This window comes from Candidatus Beckwithbacteria bacterium (assembly GCA_012797845.1).
GTDB lineage: Bacteria > Patescibacteriota > Microgenomatia > UBA1400 > UBA1449 > JAAZOH01.
The window spans coordinates 66,096-80,880 of sequence record JAAZOH010000040.1 but is presented as its reverse complement, the minus strand read 5'-3'; the positions used below and the strand labels follow the sequence as shown (position 1 = coordinate 80,880).

18 protein-coding genes are annotated in these 14,785 nt (G+C 36.7%); 16 read left to right on the top strand and 2 right to left on the bottom strand.

The window, feature by feature from the left end; translation table 11 throughout:
- The 5 genes from GYA49_05495 (at position 1) to GYA49_05475 (ending at position 3,158) form a co-directional block, all read left to right on the top strand.
- Positions 1-873, top strand: coding sequence for a hypothetical protein (locus GYA49_05495; GenBank protein ID NMC36469.1), 873 nt, complete (start codon positions 1-3; stop codon positions 871-873).
- A 1-nt stretch (position 874) separates the two neighbouring features.
- Positions 875-1,276, top strand: coding sequence for a hypothetical protein (locus GYA49_05490; GenBank protein NMC36468.1), 402 nt, complete (start codon positions 875-877; stop codon positions 1,274-1,276).
- Positions 1,277-1,310: 34 nt separating this feature from the next.
- Positions 1,311-2,507, top strand: a complete 1,197-nt coding sequence (locus tag GYA49_05485; GenBank protein ID NMC36467.1) for a replication-associated recombination protein A — start codon at positions 1,311-1,313, stop codon at positions 2,505-2,507.
- A gap of 76 nt (positions 2,508-2,583) precedes the next feature.
- Positions 2,584-2,793 carry a hypothetical protein gene (locus GYA49_05480; GenBank protein NMC36466.1) on the top strand — a complete coding sequence of 70 codons (210 nt, stop codon included), beginning with the start codon at positions 2,584-2,586 and terminating at the stop codon, positions 2,791-2,793.
- A gap of 59 nt (positions 2,794-2,852) precedes the next feature.
- A complete protein-coding gene (locus tag GYA49_05475) occupies positions 2,853-3,158 on the top strand; it encodes a hypothetical protein (GenBank protein ID NMC36465.1) in 306 nt (101 codons plus the stop codon).
- Here the strand turns inward: GYA49_05475 and GYA49_05470 are convergent.
- On the bottom strand, positions 3,148-3,627 hold the full coding sequence (locus GYA49_05470; GenBank protein NMC36464.1) for a hypothetical protein: 480 nt from the start codon (positions 3,625-3,627) through the stop codon (positions 3,148-3,150). The two genes, GYA49_05475 and GYA49_05470, sit on opposite strands and share 11 nt — an antisense overlap.
- A gap of 106 nt (positions 3,628-3,733) precedes the next feature.
- On the opposite strand from GYA49_05470, the gene GYA49_05465 reads away from it, so the two are divergent.
- From GYA49_05465 to GYA49_05450, 4 genes are all read left to right on the top strand, one after another.
- Entirely contained in the window at positions 3,734-4,294 is a 561-nt protein-coding gene (locus GYA49_05465) for an NUDIX hydrolase (protein NMC36463.1), read from the top strand.
- A 76-nt stretch (positions 4,295-4,370) separates the two neighbouring features.
- On the top strand, positions 4,371-5,384 hold the full coding sequence (gene rfbB, locus GYA49_05460; protein ID NMC36462.1) for a dTDP-glucose 4,6-dehydratase: 1,014 nt from the start codon (positions 4,371-4,373) through the stop codon (positions 5,382-5,384).
- A 49-nt stretch (positions 5,385-5,433) separates the two neighbouring features.
- The gene (locus GYA49_05455; GenBank protein NMC36461.1) at positions 5,434-5,955 is read left to right on the top strand and encodes a dTDP-4-dehydrorhamnose 3,5-epimerase; all 522 of its coding nucleotides are present in this window, start codon (positions 5,434-5,436) and stop codon (positions 5,953-5,955) included.
- A gap of 5 nt (positions 5,956-5,960) precedes the next feature.
- Positions 5,961-6,857, top strand: coding sequence for a sugar nucleotide-binding protein (locus tag GYA49_05450; GenBank protein NMC36460.1), 897 nt, complete (start codon positions 5,961-5,963; stop codon positions 6,855-6,857).
- On the opposite strand, the gene trmD is transcribed toward GYA49_05450, so the two are convergent.
- Positions 6,847-7,518, bottom strand: coding sequence for a tRNA (guanosine(37)-N1)-methyltransferase TrmD (gene trmD, locus GYA49_05445; GenBank protein NMC36459.1), 672 nt, complete (start codon positions 7,516-7,518; stop codon positions 6,847-6,849). The genes GYA49_05450 and trmD overlap by 11 nt on opposite strands.
- A 57-nt stretch (positions 7,519-7,575) precedes the next feature.
- Between trmD and mscL the strand changes: the two genes are divergently transcribed.
- From mscL to GYA49_05410, 7 genes are all read left to right on the top strand, one after another.
- Positions 7,576-8,025 (top strand): large-conductance mechanosensitive channel protein MscL, encoded by a 450-nt coding sequence (mscL, locus tag GYA49_05440; protein NMC36458.1) that lies wholly within the window; start codon positions 7,576-7,578, stop codon positions 8,023-8,025.
- A gap of 55 nt (positions 8,026-8,080) precedes the next feature.
- The gene (locus tag GYA49_05435) at positions 8,081-9,370 is read left to right on the top strand and encodes a UDP-glucose/GDP-mannose dehydrogenase family protein (protein NMC36457.1); all 1,290 of its coding nucleotides are present in this window, start codon (positions 8,081-8,083) and stop codon (positions 9,368-9,370) included.
- A 93-nt stretch (positions 9,371-9,463) separates the two neighbouring features.
- Positions 9,464-10,426, top strand: a complete 963-nt coding sequence (locus tag GYA49_05430; GenBank protein ID NMC36456.1) for a GDP-mannose 4,6-dehydratase — start codon at positions 9,464-9,466, stop codon at positions 10,424-10,426.
- A gap of 12 nt (positions 10,427-10,438) precedes the next feature.
- Positions 10,439-11,407 carry a GDP-mannose 4,6-dehydratase gene (gene gmd, locus GYA49_05425; protein NMC36455.1) on the top strand — a complete coding sequence of 323 codons (969 nt, stop codon included), beginning with the start codon at positions 10,439-10,441 and terminating at the stop codon, positions 11,405-11,407.
- A complete protein-coding gene (locus tag GYA49_05420; protein NMC36454.1) occupies positions 11,404-12,525 on the top strand; it encodes a glycosyltransferase family 2 protein in 1,122 nt (373 codons plus the stop codon). Before gmd ends, GYA49_05420 begins: the two co-directional genes overlap by 4 nt.
- A 3-nt stretch (positions 12,526-12,528) precedes the next feature.
- The gene (locus GYA49_05415; GenBank protein NMC36453.1) at positions 12,529-14,034 is read left to right on the top strand and encodes a hypothetical protein; all 1,506 of its coding nucleotides are present in this window, start codon (positions 12,529-12,531) and stop codon (positions 14,032-14,034) included.
- A complete protein-coding gene (locus GYA49_05410; protein NMC36452.1) occupies positions 14,031-14,783 on the top strand; it encodes a glycosyltransferase family 2 protein in 753 nt (250 codons plus the stop codon). Before GYA49_05415 ends, GYA49_05410 begins: the two co-directional genes overlap by 4 nt.
- Positions 14,784-14,785: the final 2 nt, after the last annotated feature.

The following is a 14,785-nucleotide window of genomic DNA, read 5'->3' as shown; positions in this document are numbered from 1 at the left end:
ATGAAATTTGTCTGGCAAAAAATCACTATCTTATTTTTACTACTTATAAGTGTTCAATTATTAATTGTTTCGCCTATTTTTGCTGAGGATCGGTTGATTTCTGATTTTGAATACCAATATGAAAAATATCGGCAACTGTATCCTGAATATGAAACTGCTAGAGATGAATTTTTACAAACCAATAGTTTAGCTTCACAAAATATAGCTATTGAAAAAACTAGGACATTACTGGCTCAAAGAGCACAAGTTATGCGAACCTATTTATTGGCCCTTAAATTTAAACTGCAATCAAATCTGGGTATTTCTAAGGATGATAAAGAAAAATTAAGTGCTAGTATTGATGATGAAGTGGGTTGGCTACAAAATCATATGGATGATATCAATAATGCTTCTAACCCAACCTTGGGAGATTTGTTTGAAATCTCTAAACGTTTTGAAAAAAAAGAAACCGATTTTCGGGTTTTAGGGTATGAAACTATGTCAAGAGTAATTATTGGTAAAGTCTATACTTTAAATCAAGAATATATTGCAATTTCATCGCAGTTAAAACCATATGTTGAAGAGACTGGAGTAGGCTATCTTAGCAACTGGCTTAATGAAGCTCAAAACAGTGCTTTTGAGGCTTTGCAAAGTTTAAAAAGCGCTGAGACTATGGTAGATGAGTTGGTGCGAAAAAGTAGTTCATCGGAACAGGTAATCAAAGCTTTTACTCAAATTAAAACAGATAGTGAGTCAGCAAAACTAGCACTCACTAAGGGTATTGGTTTTCAGAATGAAATTATCGATGATCTGAATAAGCGATTACCAGCTTTAAATAGTGTTAATCGGGAAAATATAGAAAAAGAAGCTACTGCTTCTTCTAGCAACAATTAATATGCAAGAAGACCCTTTTACAACCCCACCAATGAGTGGCAATGTGCCATATAAAGATTTAGAGGCTGAAGTAGAGCCAGTGACTAAAGATACTAAGCAAGAAGCGATTAGTGAAGTTGATAAAAAAACCAAGACCTTAAAGATGTATATTATTGGACTAGCTGTTGCACTAGGATTTATCATTATTATTCTACTGGTAATTTTGGCACTTTTGGCGCAAAAAAATGGATCAGTAGTAGTTACAACCCCGACTCCAACTGCTCAGGCAACGGCTACACCCGCCCCGGTTTTACCACAGGAATTAACTGATCGGGTTAAAGCACTTGAAGAAGATACTAAAAATGTTGATCTTCAAGAACTAAACTTGAGTTATCCTCAGTTGGATTGGGATATTCGCTTTTAGTTGACTTTTTAGGCTTAGTTGCTATTCTAAATTCATGGATTTTTCGGTTCCTCTAGCAGAACAATTACGTCCCCAAAACTTATCAGAATTTGTTGGTCAAGAACATCTTGTGGGTAAAGGTAAACCAATCCGGACCATGGTTGAACATGGAACTTTATACTCCATGATTTTTTGGGGGCCACCGGGTTGTGGTAAAACTACCTTGGCAAAACTTATTGCCAAGGCAGTTAATGCTCAATTTTATTATCTATCAGCTGTTTCAGCTGGAAAAAAAGATATTCAAAATATTGTTAAAAAAAGTAAAAAATTAGAAAATGAACAACTTGAGTTAGCTAGTGAAAAGAAAAGTGAAAACACTAAAACAGTTTTATTTTTAGATGAAATTCACCGCTTTAATAAAGCCCAGCAAGATTATCTTTTACCATATGTTGAAGATGGAACAATTACTTTGATTGGTGCTACTACCGAAAACCCTTCTTTTGAAGTGATTAGCGCTTTACTATCACGAAGCCGGGTTTATGTACTTAAACCTTTAACAAGTGAAAAAATAGCTATTTTAACCAAGCGAGCTTTGAAAACAGTTAATCTTAGTGTTGAAAAAAAAGCCCTAGATTTCTTAAGTAGTTTTGCTAATGGCGATGCTCGGATTGCTTTAGGGGTAGTCCAGATTGCTAAAGAGACTTCAAGCCAGTCAAAAATTACACTTCAATTAATTAAAGATATCCTGCAAAAGAAAACCTTACTTTATGATAAACATGCTGACCAGCACTACGACACTATTTCGGCTTTTATTAAAAGCATGAGAGCTTCTGATGTTGATGCAGCGCTTTATTATTTGGCTCGCATGATTGAGGCTGGAGAAGACCCTAAGTTTATTGCTAGACGGATGGTGGTTTTTGCTTCAGAAGATGTAGCTACACCAACAGCTTTGGTGGTTGCCAATGCTGTGTTTCGGGCTTGTGAAACAGTGGGCTATCCAGAATGTCAAGAAAATCTAGCAGCTGGAGTAGCCTATCTGGCTCAAGCACCTAAAGATCGCCGAGCCTATGATGCTTATATGGCAGCTTTAAAAGATGTTAAAAACTATGGTAATTTATCCATTCCTTTATCAATTCGTAATGCTCCCACTAATCTTATGAAAGAACTAGGTTATGGCAAAGGCTATCAAAAATATACTAAAGAGAGTCTTTTACCAGAAAAATTAAAAGGGAAAAAATATTATGATAAATAAAAGATGTAACGTAAAAATAAAATCTCCTATTCAATAGATATTGGCAACAATCGGCAAGATATGTTACTGTTTAAATATGGATCTTCGTGAGCGCCAACTTTTACCTAGGCGTTTTGAAATCCTGCAAATTATCAGGGATCATAAGCAGGTAAGCCTTAGCTTTATTAAACGGCGCTTTTTTGCAGTCCCTGAGCGGACATTGCGTTATGATTTGGAACAACTGGCTAAGAAAGGCTTTGTTATTAAAAGGGGTGAAACTAAAGGGGCAGTATACGAAGTCAAATAATAAATTGAACAATCCTTCGACTCGCCTTCGATATGCTCAGGCTTGCTCAGGATAATAATATGCCAAAATTTAAAGACTACTTTAATCAGATGTTTAAGGAACATCAAGAACTTTTCTTTCGATTCAAGCTACTCAATGATGATTACGGGAAAGACCGTCAAAAATACAAAGCTGAATTTGATGAGATAGGTGGACAAGTAGTAGCTATTATTAAAGAGTGGGAAAGCAAACTCTGTGGCCATATGGAAAAAGGCGAAAATGCAGTTTTTTCTAGTAAACTGGCTGATAAATTCTGGGAAGAAGTAAGAAGCTACTTTCCCTATATTGATTTGGTGGGAGTACAGATTAAGACTGTTAAGCTTTAATCTTCTTGGCTTTAACTTTGGCTTTAATGACAAACTCTCTAACTTCCCCAGTATTAGTCTCAAACTCTTTAACTCCTGTAATCTGATAGAGATTAAGTAGCTGGGTACTGAGACTGTCTTCAATATCAGCCATTTCTTCTTTGAGTTCTCGCAGCTTAGCTTTGATCGACTGGGCTTCCTCGGAATTGGCAATTTCATTTTTACGTTTGGTGACGGCTTTACGAGTTTCTTTGAGGGTTTCTTCAGCATCAGCTAGCGTACTATCATTGGTCAGCATGTTTTTTAAAGATTCAGCTAATTCGCGGATTTTTTCTTTGAGCTCATCGGCTTGCGAAGTTTTGCGAGAGACCAAATTTTTAACCGCTTCAAATTCTTCCTGGTTAAAAGTGTCAGTGCTTTGGGTTTCTTCGCTTAGTTCATAGGTAGTTTCCTCAGTGGTAGTTTGAGGTGTGGTTTGATCGTCGGCCATAGTTACTCCTTATATATTTTTATTTACGCTCCTAATATAGCGGTTCTGTAAATATCTGACAAGCCTAGTCAAGATATTGCCAATGATTTTGCTACAATAAGAAACTATGAGTTTAGATGATAAAGCTGTAGTTTCTTCAAAAAAAGTCTTTGACTGTAAGTGGTTGAAGGTTTTTAAAGAGAAAATTCGCTATCCTGATGGCAAAGTAAAAGATTACTATACACTAGAACGGGATAATGATTATGTAGTGATTTTAGCTATAAAAGATGGCAAGATTATTCTGGAAAAACAGTGGCGAGCTCCTTTGCGACAATGGATTTGGGAAATACCAATGGGAGCAAGAAATAGTAGCGAAACACCGGCACAGGCAGCCAAGCGAGAACTACAGGAGGAAACTGGCTATAAAGCTAAACAAATTACACACCTTGGATCTTACTGGCTAGCTCCTGGTTACAGTAATCAACTAGGTAATGTATTTTTGGTTGATGATTTTGAAAAAGAAATGAAAACTCAATCAAAAGAAGAAGCCGAATACGAATTAATTGAGACAAAGTTGCTTAGTTTAGCTACTTTTGAGAACATGATTGCTAGTGGAAAAATTATGGACCTTTCCACAATTGGGGCTTACATGCTATATAAAAGTAAGATTAAAAAAATGTCATCCTGAACTTGATTCAGGATCCTCTTAATTTTAATTAATATAGGGGATTCCGAAACAAGTTCGGAATGACTGTATTGAAACTATGAAACTACTTGTAACTGGTGGAGCTGGTTTTATTGGCAGTAATTTTATCCGTTACTGGCTTAGCAAATATCCAACTGATCAAATTGTCAACTTAGACTCTTTAACTTATGCCGGTAATTTAGAAAACTTGAAAATAGTCGAGAAAAATCCCAATTACCAGTTTGTCAAAGGTGATATCTGTGATTCTGCTGTAGTTAAAAAAGCTCTTGAAGGTTGTGAAGCAATTGTGCACTTTGCGGCTGAAACTCATGTAGACCGGTCAATTTCCGGACCAGGAGCATTTATCAAAACCAACATTGAAGGAACATATGTGTTGCTGGAAGCAGCTCGGACCAAAAACATCCGTTTCCATCATGTTTCCACTGATGAGGTTTTTGGCAGCCTAGAACTAGGCAGTGAAGATAAGTTTAGTGAAAACACAGCTTATGATCCCAGTAGTCCTTATAGTGCCTCTAAGGCGGCTTCTGATCATCTAGTGAGAGCTTATTACCATACCTATGGCTTGCCTGTTACCATTTCCAATTGTAGTAATAATTTTGGCCCCTACCAGTTTCCGGAAAAATTTATCCCACTGACTATTAGCAATATTATTGAAGGTAAAAAAATTCCGGTCTATGGTGAAGGTAATCAAGTTCGAGATTGGCTGTATGTCGATGATCATTGCTTTGGAATTGAGCTTGTTCTTAAAAAAGGCAAAATTGGGGAAACATACTGTTTTGGTGGAATGACAGGAGACATTTCCAATTTACAAGTAGTAAAAATGATCTTAAAGCTAATGGAGAAAGATGAGTCTTTAATTGAGCATGTAACGGACCGGCCAGGTCATGATGTGCGTTATGCTATTGATTGGACTAAGGCTAAGAATGAGCTGGGCTATTTTCCACAACATGATTTTACTGATTACTTACAGCAAACAATTGACTGGTATCAGCAAAACCAAGAATGGTGGCAAAGAGTTAAATCGGGAGAGTATCAGGAGTATTATAAGAAACAGTATGGGGAAGAGAAGTAAGAAGGTAAAGATTAAAAGGATATATTTAAAATAAAAAATAAGGAGTAATATGCAAATTTCACAAATTAACCAAGATTGGCTGAAAAGCCAAACCTTTACGATCCAAAAAGAAGTCACCATTGATGGAGTCTATGTAAAAGAGCTTAACACCATTGTAGATGGACGAGGAAGTATTACCGAGCTGTGGAGCTTACCTTGGACAGAGAAAGAACCAATTGTAGCGCCTAAACATGTCTATCAATCAGCTACTGATTATGGAGTGGTTAAATGTTGGCATTTGCATGAAAAGCATATTGATCAATTTACAGTCACTCGTGGTAAACTTCAGGTTTCTTTGATTGATCTTCGGGAAGATAGTCCGACTTTTTTGCATGCCAATAAAATTATTATTAGCACCCAACATCCTAAATTTATCAAAATTCCTTTTGGGATTATGCATGGTTGGAAAGCTCTAACGCCACCAGAAGTAATTGTGACCAATTTCCAATCAGAGCCATATGATCCCAGTGATGAATACAAATTTACTTGGAATAGTGTGCTCGAAGAAATTTGGGAACCACTCAATGGATAGCTAATATGATTTTTTGTACCGGATCATCAGGTTTAGTAGCTAGTCAATTTAAACAAGACTGCATAAATCAGGGCTTGGATTTTATTGGTCTTGATTTACATGGTGAGAATCAGAGCGTTGATATTTTAGATAAAGACAACGTGTTTCAGGCGATAGAAGGAAAGCTGCGTGAAGGAATAAAACCAGTCTTATTTCACTTTGCCGCTATTACCTTCACAGGTAAAAATTTGAGCTCGGAGCAAGAATCTCTTTCCTGGCGGCTTAATGTTCAGGGTACTAAAAATATTCTAGAAGTTGGTAAAAAACTGGATATTCCGGTTGTTCATATTAGTACTGATTATGTTTTTGCTGGTGGGACAAAAGAAGATCCATATCTTGAAACTGATGCAATATTGCCCGATGATACAGTTTATTCTCAAACAAAGGCAGCAGCCGAAGAAGCAGTTTTAGAAGTAGCTAAAAATCAGCAAGTAGTAATTATGCGAATCGCTTTTCCTTATGGAAATCTGATTCACCCCAAAATGGGATTACTACGCAAAATGCTTTCCTGGATGGATAAAAATCAGACAGTTAATTTGTATGCTGATCAAAAAATCTGTCCTACTTCAATAGATTTTATTAGTCAGACTTGTATGAAAATTAGCCAGCTTCTAGAAACTAAGCTGCTTTCTTCAGGGCAAATTTTACATGTGGTTGGTCCAGCTACTACTCCTTATGCATTCGGAGCAGCCGCAGCTCAAATTTTTGAAAAAAACTGTAATATTACAGCTACTAGCATAGAAGACAATGGTGCTAAAAATTTAAGCCTTAGCAGTCAAGAAACTGAAAAAATTCTGACCATGACTCACCCTAGCCATGATGAAGAAATTTTAAGACTAAAATCAGTTGGTCTTACTTATTAACTTGTTCTTTTCTCCAGGTATCAATTTGGGCATGGTTGCCGGAAAGCAGTGCTTCAGGTACTTTCCAGTCTTTATATTGTGCTGGCCTAGTGTATTGGGGATATTCTTGGCAATGATCAAATTTGACATTGTCAAATTCAAAATTTGCATAAGACTCCTCAAGTAGAGAATCGGGATTGATGACTCCAGGAATAAGTCGTGTCACTGAGTCAATCACCACCATGGCTGGTAATTCTCCACCAGTTAGTACATAGGGGCCAATTGAAAAAACTTCATCAGCAATATGTTCATGTACCCGATGATCGATACCTTCAAAATGCGGAGCAATAATGATGAGATGTTCATGATTGGCCAATTGCTGAGCATTTTTTTGAGTATAAAACTGGCCTTTAGTATCGAGAAGGACTACTTTAGTTTTTAGCTTAGCATTTTGAGATTTAAAGGCAGTGACAGCTTTGTCTACAATATCGACTCGCATAATCATACCGGCTCCACCGCCAAAAGGCCGATCATCAACGCTTTTATACTTATCAGTTGACCAATCCCTTAGGTTATGAATACTTAATTCAAGCAATTTTTGATCTTGAGCCCGTTTAATAATCGACTCAGCAAAAGGGCTGCCAAACATATTCGGAAAAATAGTGAGAACATCAATTTTCATTACGTATATTTTACCCTAGAAAGTGCAGAATATTAAATTATTTGTTAAAATATGGCTATGCTACAAAAATTTTTCAATGAGTTTAAAAAATTTGCCATGCGGGGTAATGTTATTGATTTGGCAGTTGGTATTATTATTGGCGGAGCTTTTAAAGAAATCATCTCTTCATTAGTTGGCGATATTATCATGCCGCCATTAGGACTTTTATTGGCTAAGGTTGATTTTGCTGATTTATACATTAATTTGTCAGGTAAACATTATTCCAGTTTGGCTGCAGCTTCTGAAGCTGGGGCTCCAGTTATTAGTTATGGCATATTTTTAAATAATGTTATTGATTTTACTATCGTAGCGTTTGCTGTCTTTTTATTGGTTAAGGGAATTAATCAGTTGCAACGCAAAGAAGAAAAAGAAAAGAAAGAAAAAAATAAAACGTGTCCCTTTTGCTTTACTAAAATTCCAGCTAAAGCAACTCGTTGCCCCAATTGTACTTCCAGTTTAAAAGGATAGATTACTGTCTTCACAGGAATGACAGATCCTTTAACTTGTGTTATATTTTCTGAGTATGAATATTGCTGTTATTGGAACTGGTTATGTTGGTATTGTTTCGGCAGTTGTCTATGCCGATTTTGGTAACCAAGTCTGGGGAGTGGATATTGATCCTAAACGGGTTGAAACTTTAAAAAAAGGCATTCCTCCTATTCACGAGCCCAGACTCGATGAATTTTTGCAACGGGGTCTTAAAGCTAAACGACTTCATTTTACTAGTTCATATCAAGAAGCTTTGGATAATTGTCAAATTGTCTTTATTTGTGTAGGAACACCCCAGTCTGACAGTGGCAAAGTGGATTTGCGTTATGTAGAGACAGCGGTAGAGTCCATTGCCAAAGCTTTGAAACAGCCAACTACGATTGTGTTAAAAAGCACAGTGCCGCCTGGGATTCACAAACACCTAACCAAAATATTGGACCAGCATACTAAAGTAGCTTATGAATTTGCCTCAGCTCCGGAATTTTTGCGCGAAGGTTCAGCTATTACCGATACTGTTCATCCTTCGCGAATTGTGATTGGAGTAGCCAGTCAAAAGGCCAAAGATGATTTGTTGGATATCCATAAATCTTTGCCTGGTGAACGGATTGTAACTGATGTAGTTTCGGCTCAAATGATTAAATATGCAGCCAATAGTTTGCTGGCTACCAAAATCTCTTTTGTCAATGGCATTGCCCGGATTTGCGATCTACTAGGAGCAGATGTAACTGATGTCATGAAGGGAGTAGGGACTGATCCACGGATTGGTAACCAATTTTTAAGTCCAGGTTTAGGTTTTGGTGGATCTTGCTTTCCTAAAGATATTAAAGGTCTTTACTATCTGGCTAAAGACGCTGGCTATGATTTTGAACTTTTAAAAACTGTTGATCAAATCAATGACAGCCAAGTGGCTTATGTAATTTCTAAAATTGAGAAAAAATACGGCTCTTTGCAAGGCAAACAAATTGCTATTTGGGGCTTGGCCTTTAAACCAGATACTGATGATATGAGAGAGGCTAGATCAGTTACTCTAATAAACCTTTTATTACAAAAAGGAGCTAAAGTCTCAGCTTATGATCCAATTGCTACTGCCATATCAAAAACTATTTTTGGAGACAAAATCAGCTTTGCTGATTCGCCTGCTGAAGCAGCTAAGGAAGCTGACGCGATTTTTCTAGTAACCGAATGGAATGAGTTTAAAGAAGTCGATTTTGCCCAAATTAAAAAAGATATGAAAGGCGACTTACTCGTTGATGGGCGAAATATGTATGATCCACAGGAGCTTAAAAAACTTGGCTTTAGCTATGTGGGAGTGGGTCGAGATTAATTAAAAAGATAAAGTATCAGAATTCCCAAATTCATATAAAACTCAATTAAATGTTAGAATATTCTTATGTTCTAAGTTTTGTATTTTTATTTTATGAAAACAGCTCTTATCACCGGTATTACTGGCCAAGATGGGTCTTACTTATCAGAATTTCTTTTGGAGAGAGACTATCAAGTTGTGGGAATGGTGAGCGGCAAAAATGACATTGGCGGACAAAATATTACTCACATTAAGGATAAATTAATTTTAGAAGAAGGCGATTTGTTGGATAAAGCTTCAATTGAGAATTTGATACGAAAATACCAGTTTGATGAAGTTTATAACTTGGGCGGAATCTCTTTTGTGCCGGTTTCTTGGGACAAGCCAGTTTTGAACTATGATGTTAACGGCTTAGGAGTGCTGCGTATTTTAGAGGCAATTCGAGATTTTTCGCCCCAAACTAGATTTTTCCAGGCTACTTCAGCTCGGATCTTTGGCCAAAGTGATGAAGAAAAACAGAGTGAAAAAACAGCTTACAATCCACCAGATCCATATAGTGTAGCTAAGCTTTGTGCACATCTTTCTTGCCAGCTTTTTAGGCAACATTTTGATACTTTTGCTTGTTCCGGGATTTTATATAATCACGAATCTCCAAGACGGGGAAGTGAATTTGTGACTCGCAAAATTACCCAGGGAGCAGTTAAAATCAAATTAGGTTTGGAAAAACAATTGGCTTTAGGGAATTTAGAGGCTAAACAAGATTGGGGGTATGCACTTGATTATGTACAAGCTATGTGGCTGATGTTGCAACAGGATAAGGCTGATGACTATATTTTGGCAACCGGAGAATTACATACGGTCAAAGATATCGTTACTATAGCTTTTGGCAAACTTGGACTAAACTGGGAGGAATTTGTTACAATGGCTCCTGAATTTTATCGGGAAACTCCCAAGAAAAACTACTATGGTAATCCTGAAAAGGCCGAAAAAACTCTAGGGTGGAAAAGAAGCCTGAATTTTCAAAAAATGATTGAAATGATGGTTGATTATGACATGCAATTATTAAACAAACAGTAGAAAGGTGTTTTTATGAAAAAAGCTCTTATTACCGGTATTACTGGACAAGATGGGTCTTATCTGGCCGAGTTTTTACTGGAAAAAGGCTATGAAGTTCATGGTCTGGTGCGGCGTAGTAGTATGCCTAATTATGGCCGACTCACAAATTGCATTGATAAAATCCATCTTATTTCTGGAGATCTATTTGACCAGCACTCTCTAACTCAAGCAGTTCAATCAGTTCAGCCGGATGAGGTCTATAACTTAGCTGCTCAATCTTTTGTCAAAACCTCTTGGGATCAACCAATTCTTACCGGCGATTTTACAGGTATTGGGGTAACGCGAATGTTGGAAGCTATTCGTATTGCCTGTCCTACAGCCAGGTTTTATCAAGCTTCTTCTTCAGAAATGTTTGGCAAAGTTCAGGAAACACCCCAATCAGAAACAACCCCATTTTATCCCCGTAGTCCTTATGGGGTAGCTAAAGTATATGGTCACTGGATCACTGTCAATTACCGGGAGTCTTACAATATTTTTGCTTGTTCTGGAATTTTATTTAACCATGAATCACCACGACGGGGACTTGAATTTGTGACTCGCAAAATTTCCAACGCTGTAGCCCGAATTAAACTAGGCAAACAGAAAGTAATTGAACTTGGTAATCTTGATTCTCAACGGGATTGGGGCTATGCCAAAGACTATGTAGAAGCCATGTGGCTAATGTTGCAACAGGATAAAGCCCAGGATTATGTGGTTGGAACTGGAGAAACTCATAGCGTGCGCGACTTTTTAAATGAAGCATTTAAGGTTATTGGTATTGATGATTGGTCATCATATGTAAAATCCAATCATCCTGATCATGTTCGGCCAGCTGAAGTTGATCTTTTGATTGCCAATCCAGCCAAGGCTCAAAAAGTTTTAGGCTGGAAAAGTAAAACCTCTTTTCCCGAGCTTGTTAAAATTATGGTAGAAGCTGATCTGGAGGCAGAACAAACAGCATGAAAGTCGTTATTGTTATCCCCACTTACAATGAAAAGGACAATATTGGTAAGTTAGCAAGCTATCTGGAAACTAAAATTTTCCCTAAGCTTAAAAAAGAATTTGATCCTCATATTTTAATTGTTGATGACTCTTCACCTGATGGTACGGCTGATATTGTGAGAACTTTACAAAAAAAATATAAAAATATTCACCTTTTTTTAAACAAGAAAAAATCAGGACTAGGTGGAGCTTATTTAAAAGGAATGAGTTATGCTACCGATAAGCTTAAGGCTGATGTTATGTTTGAAATGGACGCTGATTTTTCTCATGACCCTGATGTGATTCCACAATTTTTACAAAAAATTAAAGAAGGTAATGATTTAGTTTTAGGCTCTCGTTATATCAAAGGTGGCTCTATTCCTAAAAATTGGGGATTTCATCGTAAATTGTTTTCTATTTTAGGTAATATTATTATCCAAGTGGTTTTGACTCATTTTGCTATTCGTGATTGGACGACAGGCTACCGAGCTTTACGGACAGAACTATTTGAAGCTTTGAGAGCTGAAATGAAAAAAAGAGAATTCTCCGGCTACACCTGGCAAATTGGTTTTTTACATAAAACAGTTAGAAAAGGTTTTAAAGTAGCTGAAGTGCCAATTCATTTTGTAGATCGGGAATATGGCAAATCAAAATTAGGAACCGAATATATTAAAAATACTTTGTTTTATATTTTTACCATTAGGATTCAGGAGCTCAAACAGATCATTAAATTTGGTATTGTTGGTTTAGTTGGTTTTATTATCAACTTCACGGCTTTGGAAGTTTTTCACCAGGCTTTTGGCATATCTCCTGATAATGCAGCAGCTTTAGGAGCAGAGCTGGCTATTATTTCTAATTTTACGCTCAATAATATCTGGACTTTTAAGGCTCAGAAAATCACCAAGCCAAAACAAATTGCGGCTAAATTTGTCCAATTTAATGTGGCTTCTTTGGGAGCTATTATCATCCAAAAAGTAACGGTTTGGATAGGTATGCAACTATTTGGCGATAGTTTGTATCGGCTATACTTTTTGATTGCTGTTGCAATAGGTACTGGTCTCAATTATATGATTTATACCAAATTTATTTGGAAGAAATGAGACATGAAAAAACTTCAATTGATCGAATTTGCCAAGCAAAATTACCTGCTGGTACTAACAACTATTATCGGAGCATTTTTACGTTTGTATCACCTACGAAGTACTTTAATTTTTTTAGGTGATCAGGGTCGGGATGCCAGTATTGTCCGCAACCTTTTAATTCATAGCGATCTCATTTTAGTCGGCCCCACTACATCAGTAGGGAAAATTCAACTTGGTCCTCTATATTACTATTTTATGGCGCCATGGTTGTGGCTAACTGGCTATGATCCGATTGGTCCGGCTTTAGCCGTGGCATTATTGGGAATTATCACAATTCCGGTTTTTTACTTTTTTACCAAAGATTTATTTAGTAAACAGGTAGCGATAATAGCAACTTTTCTTTATTCAGTTTCTGATGTGATTATTGCTAATACTAGAGGTTCTTGGAATCCAAATCCAATGCCTTTGGCTACAATTATCTTACTATGGGCTCTTTATCAAATATATCAACGCAAGAAATATGCCTACTTTATACTCGTTGCTTTATCTTGGGGAGTAGCTTTGCAGCTACATTACATGGCCTTGCTTTTAGCTCCAGTCCTATTTATTATTTTTGCTTTGACCGTGTGGCAGAATAAAAAAGATGTTAAAAAAATGAGTTTATATATATGGCTGGGATTTTTAGTTTTTATAATTTTAGCCTTGCCGCTGATAATTTTTGATTTTCGGCATAATTTTATCAACTATCAGGGGTTTTTAGAATTTTTCCAAAAAGGACATCACTCGCCACATAATATTTGGACAACTATCAAAGAGAGTGAAGGGCGCTTGCAACAAATTCTGGGTCAAGTTTTGGGTTTTGAAAAACTTCGGATTGTTCGTGATAATTTATCTTGGCTGCTGGCTATTGTTTTTACTATTTATGCTTACTTTCACAGGAAACAAAAAAGTGTTCAACTTATTTTTATTTACTTTATTACCAGTCTAATTGGATTTACTTTATATTCTGGAGATGTCTTCGAACATTACATGGGGATTATTTTCCCACTACCATTTTTACTATTGGGAATTTTGCTAAGCTTTCTCCACAAACAGAAACTACTTGGTAAATTTTTTGTAGTAGTAACTATTACTTTGATTGCCTTTTGGAATCTAAAAAATTACCGTTATTTTAAACCACTTGGATGGCAGATTGATGATGTCAAACAAGTTGCTGCTCAAATTGCAGCTGATGCCGGAGGACAAAGATTTAATATTGCGCTTATTGATAGTACAAAAGATTACAGAGGAATGAATTATCGGTATTTTTTAGAAACTGACTCAGCTAATCTTGAAGACGTATATGAGTATGGTACTATTAAATTGCTCTATCTAATTACTGATAGTAGTTTTGAAAACGCTATTGAGACTAATACCTGGGAGGTAGAACAGTTTTTGAACAACGACTCTACTGAAACTGCCAGTTTGATCAAAAATACCTGGCATTTTGAAGGTGGTCCAACTGTGTATAAATTACTTAAACCATGAAAGAACCATTTTTATCAGTTATCATTCCGGCTTATAACGAGCTTGCTAATTTTAAAAAACAGGCCTTGGAATCTGTGGCCTCTTATTTATCTGGTAAAAAATTTAGCTGGGAAGTCTTAATTGTTGATGATGGTAGTACTGATGGTTCCCCAACTCTTATCAAAGATTTTTGCCAAAAACATAACGGTTTTTACTTAATTCAAAATAAACACATGGGTAAAGCCGGGACAGTAGCTAGAGGAGTAACCGAAGCTAAGGGCAATTACTTACTTTTTACTGATTTTGACCAGGCTACACCTATTGAAGAATGGGAGAAACTTTTACCCTATCTTAAAAATGGTTCAGAGGTAGTAATTGGTTCTCGAGAAGTAGCTGGGAGTAAACGGGAAAAAGAACCGTGGTATCGTCATATGATGGGTAAAGGTTTTAACTTTGGAGTTAAGCTTTTAGCGGTAGGCGGCATTGCTGATACCCAATGTGGTTTTAAAGCTTTTGAGGCTAAATCAGCTAAAAAACTTTTTTCCAAACTTCAGGTTTATAAACCTCGAGAAATTGATCATGCCTTTACTGGAGCGTTTGATGTTGAACTATTATTTATCGCCCGCAAAATGGGACTTCGAATTGCTGAGGTACCTATCCACTGGAAACATGTAGAAACCAATCGAGTTAGTCCATTGCGGGATTCGCTACACATGGCTTTTGATGTGGTCAAAATCAGGCTGTACGCCTGGATGGGTCGTTACTCATAAAT